At 71.4% G+C, this 15,471-nt stretch carries 10 protein-coding genes and 1 tRNA gene; 8 read left to right on the forward strand and 3 right to left on the reverse strand.

All coding sequences use genetic code 11. The features are described from left to right. Positions 1–66 precede the first annotated feature (66 nt). The 4 genes from aroF to OG570_RS23225 all read left to right on the forward strand — a co-directional run bounded on the left by aroF (position 67) and on the right by OG570_RS23225 (position 5,213). Positions 67–1,095 (forward strand): 3-deoxy-7-phosphoheptulonate synthase, encoded by a 1,029-nt coding sequence (gene aroF, locus OG570_RS23210; RefSeq protein ID WP_247055480.1) that lies wholly within the window; start codon positions 67–69, stop codon positions 1,093–1,095. Positions 1,096–1,281: 186 nt separating this feature from the next. Further along, positions 1,282–2,430, forward strand: a complete 1,149-nt coding sequence (locus tag OG570_RS23215) for a nucleotide disphospho-sugar-binding domain-containing protein (RefSeq protein ID WP_326959225.1) — start codon at positions 1,282–1,284, stop codon at positions 2,428–2,430. 516 nt (positions 2,431–2,946) lie between these two features. Next, the gene (locus OG570_RS23220) at positions 2,947–4,125 is read left to right on the forward strand and encodes an acyl-CoA dehydrogenase family protein (protein ID WP_442788296.1); all 1,179 of its coding nucleotides are present in this window, start codon (positions 2,947–2,949) and stop codon (positions 4,123–4,125) included. Between the two features lie 68 nt (positions 4,126–4,193). Next, positions 4,194–5,213 carry an NAD-dependent epimerase/dehydratase family protein gene (locus tag OG570_RS23225; protein ID WP_326959227.1) on the forward strand — a complete coding sequence of 340 codons (1,020 nt, stop codon included), beginning with the start codon at positions 4,194–4,196 and terminating at the stop codon, positions 5,211–5,213. A 1,289-nt stretch (positions 5,214–6,502) separates the two neighbouring features. Here the strand turns inward: OG570_RS23225 and OG570_RS23230 are convergent. Both OG570_RS23230 and OG570_RS23235 read right to left on the reverse strand, forming a co-directional pair. Continuing rightward, positions 6,503–6,579, reverse strand: a tRNA-Arg gene (locus OG570_RS23230). A gap of 1,058 nt (positions 6,580–7,637) precedes the next feature. After that, the gene (locus OG570_RS23235) at positions 7,638–8,021 is read right to left on the reverse strand and encodes a peptidase inhibitor family I36 protein (RefSeq protein ID WP_326959229.1); all 384 of its coding nucleotides are present in this window, start codon (positions 8,019–8,021) and stop codon (positions 7,638–7,640) included. A gap of 415 nt (positions 8,022–8,436) precedes the next feature. Between OG570_RS23235 and OG570_RS23240 the strand changes: the two genes are divergently transcribed. Continuing rightward, complete coding sequence (locus OG570_RS23240) at positions 8,437–9,612, forward strand: MFS transporter (RefSeq protein WP_326959231.1); 1,176 nt, start codon at positions 8,437–8,439, stop codon at positions 9,610–9,612. Positions 9,613–9,788: 176 nt separating this feature from the next. After that, positions 9,789–10,979, forward strand: coding sequence for a sensor histidine kinase (locus OG570_RS23245; RefSeq protein ID WP_247055471.1), 1,191 nt, complete (start codon positions 9,789–9,791; stop codon positions 10,977–10,979). On the opposite strand, the gene OG570_RS23250 is transcribed toward OG570_RS23245, so the two are convergent. Beyond that, positions 10,953–11,591: a phosphoglycerate mutase family protein gene (locus tag OG570_RS23250; protein WP_326959234.1), complete on the reverse strand. Its 639-nt coding sequence runs from the start codon at positions 11,589–11,591 to the stop codon at positions 10,953–10,955. The genes OG570_RS23245 and OG570_RS23250 overlap by 27 nt on opposite strands. 57 nt (positions 11,592–11,648) lie before the next feature. On the opposite strand from OG570_RS23250, the gene OG570_RS23255 reads away from it, so the two are divergent. Beyond that, the gene (locus OG570_RS23255; RefSeq protein ID WP_326959236.1) at positions 11,649–13,667 is read left to right on the forward strand and encodes a cytochrome c oxidase assembly protein; all 2,019 of its coding nucleotides are present in this window, start codon (positions 11,649–11,651) and stop codon (positions 13,665–13,667) included. Between the two features lie 124 nt (positions 13,668–13,791). Next, positions 13,792–15,468 carry an energy-dependent translational throttle protein EttA gene (gene ettA, locus OG570_RS23260; RefSeq protein ID WP_247055465.1) on the forward strand — a complete coding sequence of 559 codons (1,677 nt, stop codon included), beginning with the start codon at positions 13,792–13,794 and terminating at the stop codon, positions 15,466–15,468. Positions 15,469–15,471: the final 3 nt, after the last annotated feature.

Raw genomic sequence — 15,471 nt, forward strand, 5'->3', positions numbered from 1 at the left:
TCGGTTCCTCGGGCCACCGCCACGGTGGTCGCGGCCGGCGGAAGGTGCGGAATCATGGTCGTCGTGATGGCTGCCGATGCCACGGAAAATGACGTCGAGGAAATCGTCGACCGGGTGGCGGCCGCGGGCGGCGAAGCCTTCGTCAGCCGCGGCGTGAGCCGGGTGGTCGTCGGGCTCGTCGGCGACGTCCACCGCTTCGAAACGCTCAACATCGGCGCGATGCCGGGCGTCCACAGCGTCACCCGCATCTCCGCCAAGTTCAAGCTGGTGAGCCTGGAGCACCACCCGCAACGGTCCACGGTGTACGTCCGCGGCGTGCCGATCGGCCCGGACACGGTGACCCTGATCGCCGGGCCGTGCGCGGTGGAGACCCCGGAGCAGACGCTGGAAGCGGCGCGGATGGCGCAGGCCGCGGGCGCGACCTTGCTGCGCGGCGGCGCGTTCAAGCCGCGCACGTCGCCCTACGCCTTCCAGGGCCTCGGCGAGCTGGGGCTGAAGATCCTGGCCGACGTGCGGGCCGAGACCGGTCTCCCGGTGGTCACCGAGGTGGTCTCCGCGCACGACGTCCCGATGGTGGCCCGGTACGCGGACATGCTGCAGATCGGCACCCGGAACATGCAGAACTTCGGGCTGCTGCAAGCGGTCGGCGAGGCCGGCAAGCCGGTGCTGCTCAAGCGCGGCATGAGCGCGAGCATCGAGGAATGGCTGATGGCCGCCGAGTACATCGCCCAGCGCGGCAACCTCGACATCGTGCTGTGCGAGCGGGGGATCCGCACGTTCGAGACCGCGACCCGCAACACCCTCGACATCTCCGCCGTGCCGGTGGTCCAGCGGCTTTCGCACCTGCCGGTGATGGTCGACCCGTCGCACTCCGGCGGGCGGCGCGACCTGGTGCTGCCCCTGTCGCGCGCGGCGGTCGCGGTCGGCGCGGACGGCGTGCTCGTCGACTGCCACCCCCACCCGGAGCAGGCGCTCTGCGACGGCCCGCAGGCCCTGGTCGCCGAAGACCTGCGGATCCTGCAGAGCTCCCTGGAAGACCTCGCCGCCGTGCTGGGCCGCCAGTCGCCGGCGTGGCGGACCCGCAGCGCCGGCTGAGCGGACCCGGGCGCGCACTCGGATGTCAGTTCCCCCAAGGGATTGCGCACCGGCGACCCATCGCTTCGCCACGGAGGAGGGCATCTCCGGCGATGCGAGCACGCAGCAGCGGCGGAGATGTGCCGGCGTGCCACCCGTTCCTAGTGTCGGGCAGGCACATCTCGGCGGCTCGACGGGGAGACACGCATGCGAGTACTGCTCACGTCCGCGGCCCTGTGCGGGCATTTCTACCCGCTCGTCCCCCTGGCGTGGACGTTTCGCGGTCTCGGCCACGACGTACTGGTGGCCGTCGCCGACGACTTCGTCCCCGAGGTGCTGCGGGCCGGGCTCCCCGCCGCCTCGTGCGGCCCCGCGGCGGACTTCGCCGGCCTCGCGGTCGGCGGCGCGACCGACCGGCTGTCCGCGCGGCGCTACGGCAACGGCCGGGTGTTCGGCCGCAACGCCGCGCGCAACCTGCCGGGCCTTCTGTCCATTGTAGACTCGTGGCGGCCGGACCTGGTGCTCGGCGAGCGGGCGGAGGCGGCGGGCCCGGTGGCCGCCGCGGCGGCCGGCGTACCCGCGGTCGAGCTGCAGTGGGGCATCCCGCTGTTGCGCGAGTACCGCATCGCGGCGGAGGACGAGCTCGAGCCGCACCTGGACCGCCTGGGCGTGGCCGCCGCACCACCGCCGATGACGGTGCTGAACCCGTGGCCGCCGAGCCTGCGCCGCTCGCACGCCGTGCGCCAGCGCCGGATGCGCAACGTGCCCTACGACGGCCAGGCCCGGGTGCCCGACTGGGTGTGGCAGCCGCGGAAGCGGCCACGGATCTGCCTCACCCTGGGCACCGTGCTGCCCCGGTTCGGTCCGGGCGGGGGAGCGGAGGTCGTCATGCCGATGCTGCACGCGCTGGCCCGCCTCGACGTCGAGGTGGTGGTGGCGGTCGAGGACGAGGTCGTCGCCGCCTGGCCCCCGCTGCCCGAAGTGGTGACCCACGCCGGCCGGCTACCGCTGTCCCACGTGCTCAGGGCGTGCGACGTCACCGTCCACCACGGCGGCCAGGGCACATCCCTGACGGCTCTCGGAGTGGGCACCCCCCAGCTGGTACTACCGGTGTTCGACGACCAGCTGGACAACGCGGCGGCCGTAGTGTTGTCGGGCGCCGGCCTGAGCCTGCCGCCGGGCGAGGCGGACCCGGCCGTGGTGGCCGACCGCTGCGCCGAACTGCTGGAAAGGCAGGCGTTCCAGCAGGCCGCGGCGGCGATCGCCACGGAGATCGCGACTCAGCCATCCCTGGCTGCAGTGGCGGTCGACCTGACGGCCCTGGCGGGTCCCACGCGCCGGTTGAACGCCGCATGACGCGGCTAGCAGTCGATCACTGCCTCTCGCTCTCAGCGGGGGCAGTTTGCCTTCCTCGCGCCCACGGGTTCCCGTCTGTTCGGCGTCGGCGCTGGGCTACGGCCGCCTGCCGACCAGGCTGACAAAGCCCGGCCACACTGGGAATCGGGGAGCCGAAGGGTGAATTCCCTTCGGCCGCAAGAATCTCGGCGGTCCGGGCGGGCCTGGCGCAAACGAGGAGATGCGCGAACCGGGTCCTCGGGGGAGCCGGCGGGTGAAACTCCTTTCAGCTGCAAGAATCCCGGAGATCCGGGCGGACCTGGCCCAAACGAGGACGCGTGAACCGGTTCCCGGGGGAGCCAGCGGGTGAAACTCGTTCCGGCCGAACGAATCCGGAGTTCCGAGCGGCCCAGGCGCAAACGAGGAGATGCGCGAACCGGGTCCCCGGGGGCAGCCTGGAAGGGGAAGTTTTCCGGACGCCGGCCCGGTTTCGCGCGACTGGTGTTCCTTCTCGTCCGCTCCCTTTTGGAGGATATCTTGGCCACCACGATCCCGACGCGCGAGGAAATCGTGCGCAAGGTGTCGGATCTGCTCCCGTCGCTGCGCAGCCGCGCGGCGTCGGCCGAGGAGAACCGGCGGCTGCCCGAGGAAACGATCGAGGCGCTGGCCGACGCCGGGGTCTTCAAGCTGCGTCGCCCCAAGCACTTCGGCGGGTACGAAGCGGACACCCGGACGATCACCGAGGTCGCCACCGAGCTCGGCCGCGGCTGCGGCTCGACCGCCTGGGTCGCGTCGGTGTACTGGATCCCGACCTGGATGGCGTGCCAGTTCCCGGACGACGTCCAGGAAGAGGTGTTCTCGACCCCGGACACGCGCATCTGCGGCACGCTGAGCCCGACCGCGATGGCCACGCCGGTCGACGGCGGCATCGTCGTGAACGGCAAGTGGGGCTTCATCAGCGGTGCCCACCACGCGCAGTGGCAGGAGATCATCGCGATCCTGATCCCGTCGGACGGCGAGCCGTACCCGGTGACGGCGCTCGTGCCGATGTCGGACCTGCTGATCGTGGACGACTGGGACACCGCGGGCCTGCGCGGCACCGGCAGCGTCAGCACGTTCGCGAAGGACTTGTTCGTCCCGCAGGAGCGGGTGCTCCCGCTGCCGGTGGTGCTGTCCGGCCAGGGCGCGTCCCAGCGTAACGCGGACTCCCCGATCTACCGCCCCCCGCTGATGCCGGTCGCGGCGGCGTCCTCGACGGGCGCGATCGTCGGCATGGCCAAGGGGGCCATGGACGTCTTCCTGGACCGCCTGCCCGACCGCAAGATCACGTACACGAACTACGAAAGCCAGCGCGAGGCCCCGATCACCCACTTCCAGGTGGCCGAGGCGACGCTCAAGCTCGACCAGGCCGCGTTCCACGCCTGGCGCGCGGGTGAGCTCGTGGACCGCAAGTCCGACGAGGGCACCGAGTGGAAGCTGGAGGAGCGGGCCCGCACCCGCGCCGACGTCGGCAGCGTGATCCAGCTGTCCAAGGAGGCCATCGGGATCCTCGCCAACGCCAGCGGCGGGACGTCCATCTACAAGGGAATCCCGATCCAGCGCATCAACCGCGACATCCTCGCGGTCAACCAGCACGCGCTGATGCACCCGAACACGAACTTCGAGCTGTACGGCCGCGTCCTGTGCGGCCTGGAGCCCAACACGCTGTACGTCTAGTCCCGGTCGAGACGGGGCCGCTACCCGCATCCGCGGGCAGCGGCCCCGTTCCGCTTCCTGGAGGTCCGATGTTGGTAGGCATCACGGGCGGCACGGGATACGTGGGCGCCCACTCGGCGGCGGCCGTGCTGCGGGCGGGTCACCGCGTCCGCCTCCTCGTCCGCGACGAGTCCGCAGTGGAGCGTGCGCTGGCACCCCTAGGCGTGGACGCGGGAAACGTGGACGTCGTCACCGGCAACGTCCTGGACCGCTTCAGCGTGGACCGCCTGGTCCGTGGAACGGACGCCGTTCTGCACGCGGCATCGGTGTATTCGTTCGACAGCCGCGCACGCCACGAACTGGCCCGGACGAATGTCGCCGGCACGGAGCAGGTCCTGGAAACGGCCCGCCGAGCCGGAATCGGCCGCATCGTGTACGTCTCCAGCTTCGGAGCGCTGCTGCCGTCCCCCGGCAAGGTCCTAGGCCCGGATTCCCCGGTCGGCCGCCCTCGCGAGCGATACCTGGCGGCGAAGGCCGCGGCGGAATCGGTGGCCCGCGCCCACCAGGAGGCGGGAGTCCCGCTGACGATCACCTACCCACCGGCGCTGCTGGGCCCCCACGACCCCAAGCTGGGCGACCAGGTGACGCGGCTCCGCAACACGTTGCGCCACTTGATGCCGATCTGGCCGACGGGCGGCCTCCCGATGGGCGACGTCCGCGACACAGCAGCCCTCCACGCGACGTTGATCACGGGCTCAGGCCCGGCCGGCGGCCGCCACTTCGGCCCCGGGCGGTACGTGAGCACCCGCGAGTTCATGGCAACGCTGCGAGAGGTGACGGGCCGGGCCCTACCCGCGATCCACCTACCGGCCCGGGCGATGCTGCCGCTGGGCGTGCTGGCGGACTGGGTGCAACGGGCATGGCCGTGGCACATCCCGGCCGAGTACGGCGCGATCTACACCTGCGCTTGCGCAGCTCAGGTGCCCGGCCAACCGGGCCGCCCGCTGGGAGAGACGCTGGTCGACACGATCCGCTGGCTACACGGCGAGGGCCTGCTCCCAGGCCGAGCTGCGGGAGCCGCGGCAGCCGAGGGATTGCGCGCGGCTTGAGGGACGTGGAGCGCGCGGTCTCCGCGTGCTGCGCACGCCTACCGCGCCGGGGAGAGTTGCTCGGTCTGACCGCATCCCGCTTGCCTGCGGTGCTGGGGAAGCCTGTTGGACTTGACCGCATCACGCTCGCCTGCCGCTCCTGGGATAGCTGCTGGAGCTGAGCGCTTCGCGCTCGTCGGCCGCGCTAGGGAGGCCTGCCAGGCGGCTTGACCGCATCCCGCTCGCCTGCCGCGCCGGGGATGGATGCTGGGTCTGACCGCATCCCGCTTGCCTGCCGTGTCAGGAAGGCTTGTTGCCGGAACCACCCGCAAACGCCACCCCGTCTCAGACCGCGGCCTGGTCGGCCGGACTCGACCGTTTCGCGCTCGTCGGCCGCGCCGGGACGCCTGCAGGACTCGACCGCATCGCGCTCGCTTACCGCGCCGGGAAAGCTTGCTGGTTGACTGCACTGCGCTCGCCTCCAGCACCGGGGAAGCCTGCTGGTTGACCGCACCGCGCTCGCCCGCCGCGCCAGGGGAGCGCTGTCGGGCTTGACCGCTTCGCGCTCGCCTGCCGAGTGAGGGAATCTGCCCGGACTTGACTGCGCCGCCCTCGGCAGTCCCTGGCCAGCGGGCTGGGTGCGAGCGGGAAGCGTGGCCATCGGTTCCGGTGGCCGAGTCCTCTTCCTGACTCGTCGGGCCGCCTGCCCGGAGCTGCCACCCGGGGCGTGGCCGTGGCAAGGCGCGCTCGGATGGGCCGGTGGGCGCCGGGCAGTGTCAGGCGGCGTCCGATGTGGAGTGCGGGCCCTCCGTTGCCTGCTCGGGCGTTCGGGGGTCGGGTTCGGCGGTGGGCGGGGTGCGTTCGGCCAGGTAGCGGAGCTTCGTCAGGTGGCGTCGGACCAAGCCTGCTCGGTGGGCTTCGTCGAAGGCTGTGCGGGTGATGGCGTTCTCCCTTCGCCGGCGGTGGCGGCCGCCTGGGGATTCCTGGTTCACCGTGGGCGTCTTCCTTTCTGTGTTTCGCTCGATCGGCTTGCTCAGCGGGCGTTGGCCTGATCGCTCGGCGTGACGGTTCGGCTGCGGAAGGGCGCGAGCGACCGCCGAGCCGGTCAGGTAACAAGGTTGTCTCGGATGGGTTCGGCCGGGGAGCGTTGGGCCACCTGGACGCACACGCGGTGCGACTTCCGGGCTCAGGCAACCGGGAACGAAAACGGTGACCGTCCACAGTGGGAGCACGGCCGAGAAGGGGCGGTGTGGGGCCGATCACTTCGCGCGGTGGACGTCGTGCGCGCTCGCGCACGACGTCTTCCCTGGTGGCGCCCCCGGCAGGACTCGAACCTGCGACCTAGAGATTAGAAGGCTCTTGCTCTATCCAGCTGAGCTACGAGGGCCCGCGCCGACGGACCGCGCCGACCGTGCCGGTCGCCCGGCATCGGCAGCTTAGTCGTCGCCATCCTCTCGATCGTTCGACACCGGCGAATCGTTTCAGGTCTCGTTCGACGGAATTTCGGAGTTCGGCGGCGTCGAGGTCAAAGCGGTGCGGCGCCCCGAGGTCGCGGACCGGTGCGCGAAAGTGGTGCGGACCTTTCCGCGCGGTGGTCGAGGATCCGCGGGTTCCACCCGGTCGGGTGAGGTCCCGGCCGTGGGGCCGGGAGGGTGTGGCGGGGCATGGTGTTCGACCCTTTCGAGGAGCGGCGCGCGGACTGCCGGTGACGCGCGGGAGTTGGCTGGTGGAGGTGCTTCGGACTGTCAGGCTGGCGGCGCGGGCGATCGGCCCGGCGCCGTGAGTCGGGTGTGGTCACCGGTAAGGGATGGTTACGGGCTTGCTCGCCCCTGGTGGCCGGGGTTTGTGGACGACTGGTGGTGCGCCGGGGCCTTGGCGCTGGGTGTCTGCGGCGCCTGGGTGGTGGGCCCGTGGGCGCGCCCTGCCGCTGGGCGCGCCCACGGGTGGGGCCGCTTCGGGGCAAGCGGCCCCCCGGGGCTCGGCTGTCGCCTGGCGAGCCGGCTCGCTCCATGGAGCTGGCGGTCTGCCGGGCCCTGGTCGGGGATTGCCGCTCCTGAGGTCGCGCGAGACGGCTCGGGAGCAGCAGGTGGTCGCAGAGGGACCACGTTCGGTGGCTTCGCTTGGAAGCGCTGGTTCGCGGCCGGGCGGCCACGGCTGGACGCTTTGATGCGCCCGGGCCCTGGCCCGCGGTCGGCTTGGCCTTGGGCGCAGACCAGGCGCTGAGAAGATCGCGCGAGGTGCGGTCCTGTCCGGTGCTGCGGTCGGATCGGCTGAGTCTTGGTCACGGGCGCACGCCGGGCTTTCGCCCGATCGCGTGGAGTCTGATCCGGCCGGCCGGTCGCGTGGGCCGCGGTCGAGGGCCGCCGTCGCTGGTGCTGAGCGCGGGCTGGTTGCCGGGCTCGGTGGTCGGCTGCGTGGACCGCGGCCCGCAAGGGGTGGTGCGGGCTACTCCCAGATCTTGATCGCGCGGACCACGAACGGGGCGTTCGGGACGTACGTTCCCGCACCCGGGTAGGTGATGAAGTCGCCCTCTGTTGTGCATTCCTCGCTCTGGTAGACCGTGACGTCGCGGCTCATCAGGTTGACGAACGACGATCCGTCGAATCCCTCCGGCAGGGGAATGCAGTCCTCGGGATTCGCGGTGCGCAGGTCGAAACGCTGGGCGTCACCCGAATAGTGGTCGGCCGACCAGATGCAGAATTCGCCCTTCTTGCAGACCGGGTCCGGCTGGGACGGGGCGGCCTGGGCGACTCCCGCGCTGGTCAGGAGGCCGATCGTGGCCAGGAGCAGCAGGTGCGGCAGGCGGGCGCGGAGGCGGCGTGAAGACATCGTGGATCCCCTCGGGAGTGCGGCCGGTGGGCCGCGGTGAATGTGTGATTCCAGGTTGGCGGTTTTGCGGGGAGTTGTCAGTACGCACTTTCGAATCTGTGGACAACGGACGGAAACGAGAATGGTTGTCCACAGATCTGCGAATGGTCTTGATCAACAGGCGTGGCAGTGCTAGGCGCGCGCTGTGCGGCGCGGATCACCAGCTCCACGGGGCACTTCGGCGGGGCCGCCTCGGGGGCGCTGTCCGCAGCAGTTGCTCGCGCAGCGGCGTGGACAGCTGGTCGGGCCGGGATGCAGGCGTTCGACACCGTGGCGCGCGAGACCCCGGACGGCGGCGCTCGGCATCTGCCCAGTCCTCCTTGCCTCAGCGTCACCGAGGCGCTTCAGTCACGCTGAGGCGAGAAAGGAGAGTCCGATGCGGGATCGGGTCGCGGTGTTCACCGTGTTCGCGCTCAACGGGCTTGCCCTGGGCTCCTGGGCCTCGCGCACGCCCGCTTTGTCCGCGCACGTGCACGCCTCACCAGGGGTTTTCGGGCTCGCGCTGCTCGGTGCCAGCGTCGGCATGCTCGCCGCCGCGTCCGTTGCCGGGCGGCTTGTCGAACGGGCCGGGGCCCGGGCGGTCGTCGCCGGGAGCACCGTGCTCGCCGCCGGCTCGCTGGTGCTGATCGGGTTCGCGCCGGACGTTCCGCTGCTGGCCGGTGCGCTGCTCGTGATCGGGGTCAGTGTCGGGCTGCTCGACGTCGCGATGAACGTCGCCGCGGTCGCCGTCGAACGGCGCGTCGGCGTGGCGATCATGCCCGTGTTCCACGCCGGGTTCAGCTTCGGCGCGCTCGCCGGGTCGCTGGCCGCGGGCCTCGCCGCCGGGCACGGCTGGTCGCCGGCGCGTCACCTGACCGTCGCCGCGATCGTGGCCGTCCTGGTGCTGCTGGTCGTGGTCCGCGCTGTCCCCGGCAGCCGGCCCGAGCAGGCGAAAGACGCCGCACCGGGCCGGGCGCCCATCCGGCGTCCGGTGCTGTGGCTGCTCGCCGCGGTCGCGTTGTGCTCGGCCATCGCCGAGGGCGCTTCGTCGGACTGGTCCGCCTTGCTGATGACGGCCGAACGCGGGGTCGGCCAGGGGGCCGCGGCGCTGGCGTTCGCCGGTTTCCAGCTGGTCATGGCCCTGTCCCGGCTCGCGGGGACGTGGGCACAACGCCGCTTCGGCCCGACGCGCTGCCTCGCCGCGGGGTCCGCGCTCGCCGCGATCGGGCTGCTCGCGACGGCCACCGTGCCCGTCGCCGCGGCCGGTTACGTCGGGTTCGCGCTCGCCGGGGCCGGGCTCGCCGCGTCGTTCCCGCTCGCGCTGAGCCTCGCGGGTGACGCCGGGAAGCGCGGGGACGGCACCGGCGGCGAGCGTGAGATCGGCTTCGTCACGGCCATCGCCTACACCGGTTTCCTCGGCGGTCCGCCGGTCATCGGCGGCATCGCGCAGGTGAGCGACTACAGCGTGGCCTTCGTGTTCGTCGCGCTCGTGGCGGCCCTGATCCTGCCCGCCGCGCTGGCCGCCCGCCGGTCGCGACGGCGCGAGGACGCGGCCGCGATCGTCGGCCGCTAGCCGTTCCCGATGCGAAATCCGTGCCGCCAACCGGGTTTCAGCCACGCCCCGGGCGTTGACAGGCTCGCGGTGGGAGAGGCAAGCTGAGCCCCGTCGGTAAACTGAAATGAATACGGCGACGTTTCCATTTCAGGTCGGCTGATCGGGGTAGGGGCCTCGGTCGCGGGAGGGACGTCGTGAGGGTTGTACTGCTCGGCGGCGCGGGGGCGCTCGCCGGCGTGAGCGGGCGCTTCGGGCCCGGGCTTTCGCTGGTCCAGGGCGCCGTGCCGCGGCTCGTGCTGATCCCGGTCGTGTTCCGGCTGGCGCTGTTCGTGCAGGTGGTGTGGGCCGCGGACACCGTCACCACGCCCGTGCTCTGGTTCGGGGTGGCCGGCTACCTGGTGCCGAACCTCCTCGAGATCGCCTGGGTCTTCCGCCGCACCACCGGCATCCGGCCGGTCCTGGCCGCCGACACCACGTACACGGTCGTCACGAGCGTGGCCGCGGCCCTGTTCGCGGCGCACCCGTCCTTCGCCGACCTCCTGACCCTGACCTGGCCGAACATCATGGGCACGGTCATGATCTGGACGCTCCTGCGCGGCGCGCTCGCCGGTGGCGCCGCGATCGCCGCGGCGGTGCTCCTGCGGTACGTGCTGGCCGCGCTGTCCGGCACGGCCGCGCCCGCGACGTGGATCCTGCTCGCGCTGGTCGCCGCGGCGGCGACGTCGCTGGCCATCGTGGTGCTGGTCGCCGGCTCGATGCGGTTCGCGCTCGGGCTGGGCGAGCAGCGCGGCCGGGCCGCCGAACGCGAACGGCACCGCCGCGACGTCCACGACACCGTGCTGCAGGTGATGGAGGCGCTCGCGCTGCCCTCGCCCGGCGACCTGCGCGACCCCGGCGCCAGCCTCGACCAGGTCCGCCGCACCGCCCGCGCGCACGCGCTGCGCCTGCGGCTCAGCCTCGAAGGCGACGCGCCGGCCGAGCCGGGCGGCCTGGAGCACCGGCTCGGCGCGCTGGCGGTCGAGATGACGGCCGAGGGGCTGCGGGTCGACCTCGTGGTGCTCGCGAAGGTCACCGACGTCCCCGAAAGCCTCGTCAACGCGCTTCACGACGCCGCCCGCGAAGCCCTGCGAAACACGTTGAAGCACGCGAGGACGCCTCGAGCCGTGGTGTGCCTCGAAGAGACCGGAGGCGTCGTGACGGTGTCCGTGCGCGACCACGGGACGGGCTTCGACCTCGGCGCCCGCCGCGCCGGGTTCGGCATCGAGAACTCGATCCACGCGCGGCTCGCCGAGATCGGCGGCGCGGCCCGGATCGACTCGGCGCCGGGCCAGGGCACCCGCGTCGTGCTGAGCGCCCCGCTAGAGCTGCGTTTCCCCGTCGGGTGAGTCCCGCCACTGGCCGAACGGCCGGTCGAGCGTCCACTTCCCGTCGTGCTCCTCGAGCACGCGGTATTCGCAGGTCCCGGGGTTGGACAGCGACTCGAAGAGTTCGACGCTCCAGCCGAACAACCGGCGGCACAGCAGCCGCAGCGTGAGGCCGTGCGAGACGATCAGCACCGTCTCCGGGTGACGTTCGTCGCGCCGGTGCAGGTCCGAGAGGAACCCCGCGACGCGGTCGTCGACGTCGGCGCCGGACTCGCCGAACGGCAGCCGGTAGTAGAAGTGCCCGAACTCGTTGCGCCGCGCCTTCTGGACCTCCTGGTCGGCCGGGTCCTGGAGGTTGCCCCAGTCCTGCTCGCGCAGCCGCGGCTCCTGCAGCAGCCAGTCGCACGAGGCCTCGATGTCCAGCAGCCGCAACGTCTCCCGCGTGCGCAGGTAGGGGCTGACGTACACCGCGGGGCGCGCGCCGCCGAGCAGCCGGGCGATCTCCGGCGCCACCGCGGCGGCCTGCTCGCGGCCCGCGTCGGTCAGCGGCAGGGCGTGGTCGGGGATCCGCGTGTAGGCGCGCTCGTCGACGTTGCCGAGCGACTCGGCGTGCCGCAGCAGGATCATCTTCACGCACTCCATCCTGCCCGTCACACGGACGTCACCGCGGCTGGGCATACCCTCTGGGACGTGTCCAGCGAGCCCGTGACGAAATCCGGCGTGCCCCCGCGTCGCCGGGCCAGTGTGCTGCCCCTGCTCTCGGTCGGCGTGCTGCTGGCGGCCGTCGTCGCCGTCGGGCTGATCGCGCTGACCGGCGGTGCCGGTTACGTCATCGCGGGCTTGCCGGACCCCGGGCTGGTCACCAAGTACGGCATCACCGTCGTGCGCGTGCTGTCCGAGGCCGCGTCCGTGATCTGCGTCGGTTCGCTGCTGCTGGCGGCGTTCCTGGTGCCGCCGCAGAAGTCCGGCACGCTCGGTCCCGAGGGCTACGGCGCGCTGCGCGCCGCCGGGATCGCCGCGTGGGTCTGGTTCGCCGCGGCGCTGCTCTCGGTCGCCTTCACCGCCGCCGACACCGCCGGGAAGCCGTTCGGCGACGTCCTGGACCCGCAGACGCTGCTCGACCTCGTCGGCGCCATCGAGCAGCCCAAGGCGTGGCTGTGGACGGCGCTGATCGCCGTGCTGGTCGCGCTCGGCTGCCGGCTCGCGCTGTCCTGGGGCTGGACGGCGGTGCTGTTCTTCCTGGCCGTCGGCGGGCTGGTGCCGGTCGCCGTCACCGGCCACTCGGCCAGCGGCGGCTCGCACGACGTCGCCACCAACAGCCTGCTGTTCCACCTGGTCGCCGCGTCGCTGTGGGTCGGCGGGCTGATCGCGCTGCTGGCGCTGGGCTACCGGCGCGGGGCGCACCTGAGCCTGGCCGCGCAGCGGTTCTCGCGGCTGGCGCTGGTCTGCTGGATCGTGATGGCGATCTCCGGCGTGATCAACGCGCTGGTCCGGATCGGCCTGAACGACCTGTTCACCACCGACTACGGCCTCCTGGTCGTCGCCAAGACGGTGGCCCTGCTGCTGCTCGGCGTCTTCGGCCACCAGCAGCGCCGCAAGGGCGTCGCGGACCTCGTCGACGGCAGGGGCGGCGGGCAGCTGCTGCGCCTGGCCGCGGTCGAGATCCTCATCATGTTCGTCACGCTCGGCATCGCCAGTGGGCTCGCCAGGACGCCGCCCCCGGCCGACGCGGTCACCCAGCCGTCGACGACCGAGCTGCTGATCGGCTACAACCTCGACGGCGAGCCGACGCTGTGGCGGCTGCTCTTCGACACCCGCTTCGACCTCGTCTACGGCACCGCGGCCCTCGTCCTCGGCGTGCTGTACCTGGCCGGCGTCCGGCGGCTGCTGCGCCGCGGCGACACCTGGCCGGTCGGCCGCACGGTCGCCTGGATCACCGGCTGCGTGGTGCTGCTGATCGCGACGTCGTCGGGCATCGGCCGCTACTCGCCCGCGATGTTCAGCGTCCACATGGGCAGCCACATGCTGCTCTCGATGGTGACGCCGGTGCTGTTCGTGCTGGGTGGCCCGGTGACGCTCGCGCTGCGCGCGCTGCCCGCCGCGGGCAAGGACGACCCGCCGGGGCCGCGCGAGTGGCTCGTCGCCTTCGTGCACTCCCCGGTGTCGCGGTTCCTGACCCACCCGGTGGTCGCGCTGGCGCTGTTCGTCGGCTCGTTCTACGCGCTGTACTTCTCGGGGCTGTTCGACAACGCGCTGAGCTACCACTGGGCGCACCTGGTGATGAACGCGCACTTCCTGCTCGCCGGGTACGTCTTCTACTGGCCGGTGATCGGCGTCGACCCGGCGCCGCGGCGGCTGCCGTACCTCGCAAGGCTCGGGATGATGTTCGCCGCGATGCCGTTCCACGCGTTCTTCGGCGTGATCTTGATGAGCAAGCAGACCGTGATCGGGCAGGCGTTCTACAGCCAGCTGCACCTGCCGTGGGTCTCCGACCTGCTGACCGACCAGCGGCTCGGCGGCGGCATCGCGTGGGCGGCCGGCGAGATCCCGGTGCTGCTGGTGCTGATCGCGCTGCTGGTGCAGTGGGCGCGTCAGGACGAGCGCGAGGCGAAGCGGCGCGACCGGCGCGAAGCGGCGACCGGCGACGAGGAACTCAACGCCTACAACGCGATGCTGAAGAACATGGCCGACGGGAAGCGCGCCGAATAGTCTCGACTTCCGGTTGAGCTTGAGACTCCGGCGATCGGCCGTTCCGGTGATCCGCGGCTGACTTTCGGTAGCCCGACGGTGACCGGCGTCAGGTCGCGATCAGGTGCGCTCTACGATCGTGCGTATGGCCGAGTTCATCTACACCATGAAGAAGGTGCGCAAGACCGTCGGGGACAAGGTCATCCTCGACGACGTCAGCACCGCGTTCTACCCCGGCGCCAAGATCGGCGTGGTCGGGCCGAACGGTGCCGGTAAGTCCACCGTTCTCAAGATCATGGCGGGGATCGAGCAGGCCAGCAACGGCGAGGCGTTCATCCATCCCGGGTCGAGCGTCGGCATCCTGATGCAGGAGCCGGAGCTCAACGAGGAGAAGACGGTCCGCGGGAACGTCGAAGAGGGCCTCGGCGAGATCAAGGTCAAGCTCGACCGGTACAACGAGGTCCTCACGCTGATGGAGACCGAGTACACCGAAGAGCTGATGGAGGAGATGGGCCAGCTCCAGGAGGAGCTGGACCACGCCGACGCCTGGGAGCTCGACTCGACCGTCGAGCAGGCGATGGACGCGCTGCGCTGCCCCCCGCCCGAGGAGGCCGTCACCCACCTGTCCGGTGGTGAGCGTCGCCGCGTCGCGCTGTGCAAGCTGCTGCTGTCGGCGCCGGACCTGCTGCTGCTCGACGAGCCCACCAACCACCTGGACGCCGAGAGTGTCCTGTGGCTGGAGCAGTTCCTCTCCCGCTACGCCGGCGCCGTCCTCGCCGTCACCCACGACCGGTACTTCCTGGACAACGTGGCCGAGTGGATCATGGAGATCGACCGCGGCCGCGTCGTCGGGTACGAGGGCAACTACTCGACGTACCTGGAGAAGAAGCAGGAACGCCTCGCGGTCCAGGGCAAGAAGGACATGAAGCTCGCGAAGCGCCTGAAGACCGAGCTGGAGTGGGTCCGGTCGAACGCCAAGGCGCGCCAGACCAAGTCCCGGTCGCGGCTCGACCGCTACGAGGAGATGGCGGCGGAGGCGGACAAGCACCGCAAGCTCGACTTCGAAGAGATCCAGATCCCGCCGGGCCCCCGGCTCGGCAGCGTCGTGGTCGAGGTCGACAAGCTCAAGAAGGGCTTCGACGAGCGCGTCCTCATCGACGGCCTCTCGTTCGACCTGCCGCGCAACGGCATCGTCGGCGTGATCGGCCCGAACGGCGTCGGCAAGACCACGCTGTTCAAGACGATCGTCGGGCTCGAGGAGCCGGACGACGGCATCGTCAAGATCGGCGAGACGGTCAAACTGTCCTATGTGGACCAGAACCGCGGCGGGATCGACCCGAAGAAGACCGTCTGGCAGGTCGTCTCCGACGAGCTGGACTACATCCACGTCGGCCAGACCGAAATGCCGTCGCGGGCGTACGTCTCGGCGTTCGGCTTCAAGGGCCCGGACCAGCAGAAGCCGGCGGGGGTGCTCTCCGGTGGTGAGCGCAACCGGCTCAACCTGGCGCTGACGCTCAAGCAGGGCGGGAACCTGATCCTGCTCGACGAGCCGACAAACGACCTGGACGTCGAGACCCTGGGCTCGCTGGAGAACGCGCTGGAGCAGTTCCCCGGCTGCGCCGTGGTGATCTCGCACGACCGGTGGTTCCTGGACCGGGTCGCGACGCACATCCTGGCCTGGGAAGGCACCGACGAGAACCCCGCGCAGTGGTTCTGGTTCGAGGGCAACTTCGAAGGGTACGAGAAGAACAAGGTGGAGCGGATGGGCGCCGAGGCGGCCCGCCCGCACCGTGTCACCCACCGCAAGCTGACCCGCGACTGAGGG

The organism is Amycolatopsis sp. NBC_01286 (assembly GCF_035982555.1).
Taxonomy (GTDB): domain Bacteria; phylum Actinomycetota; class Actinomycetes; order Mycobacteriales; family Pseudonocardiaceae; genus Amycolatopsis.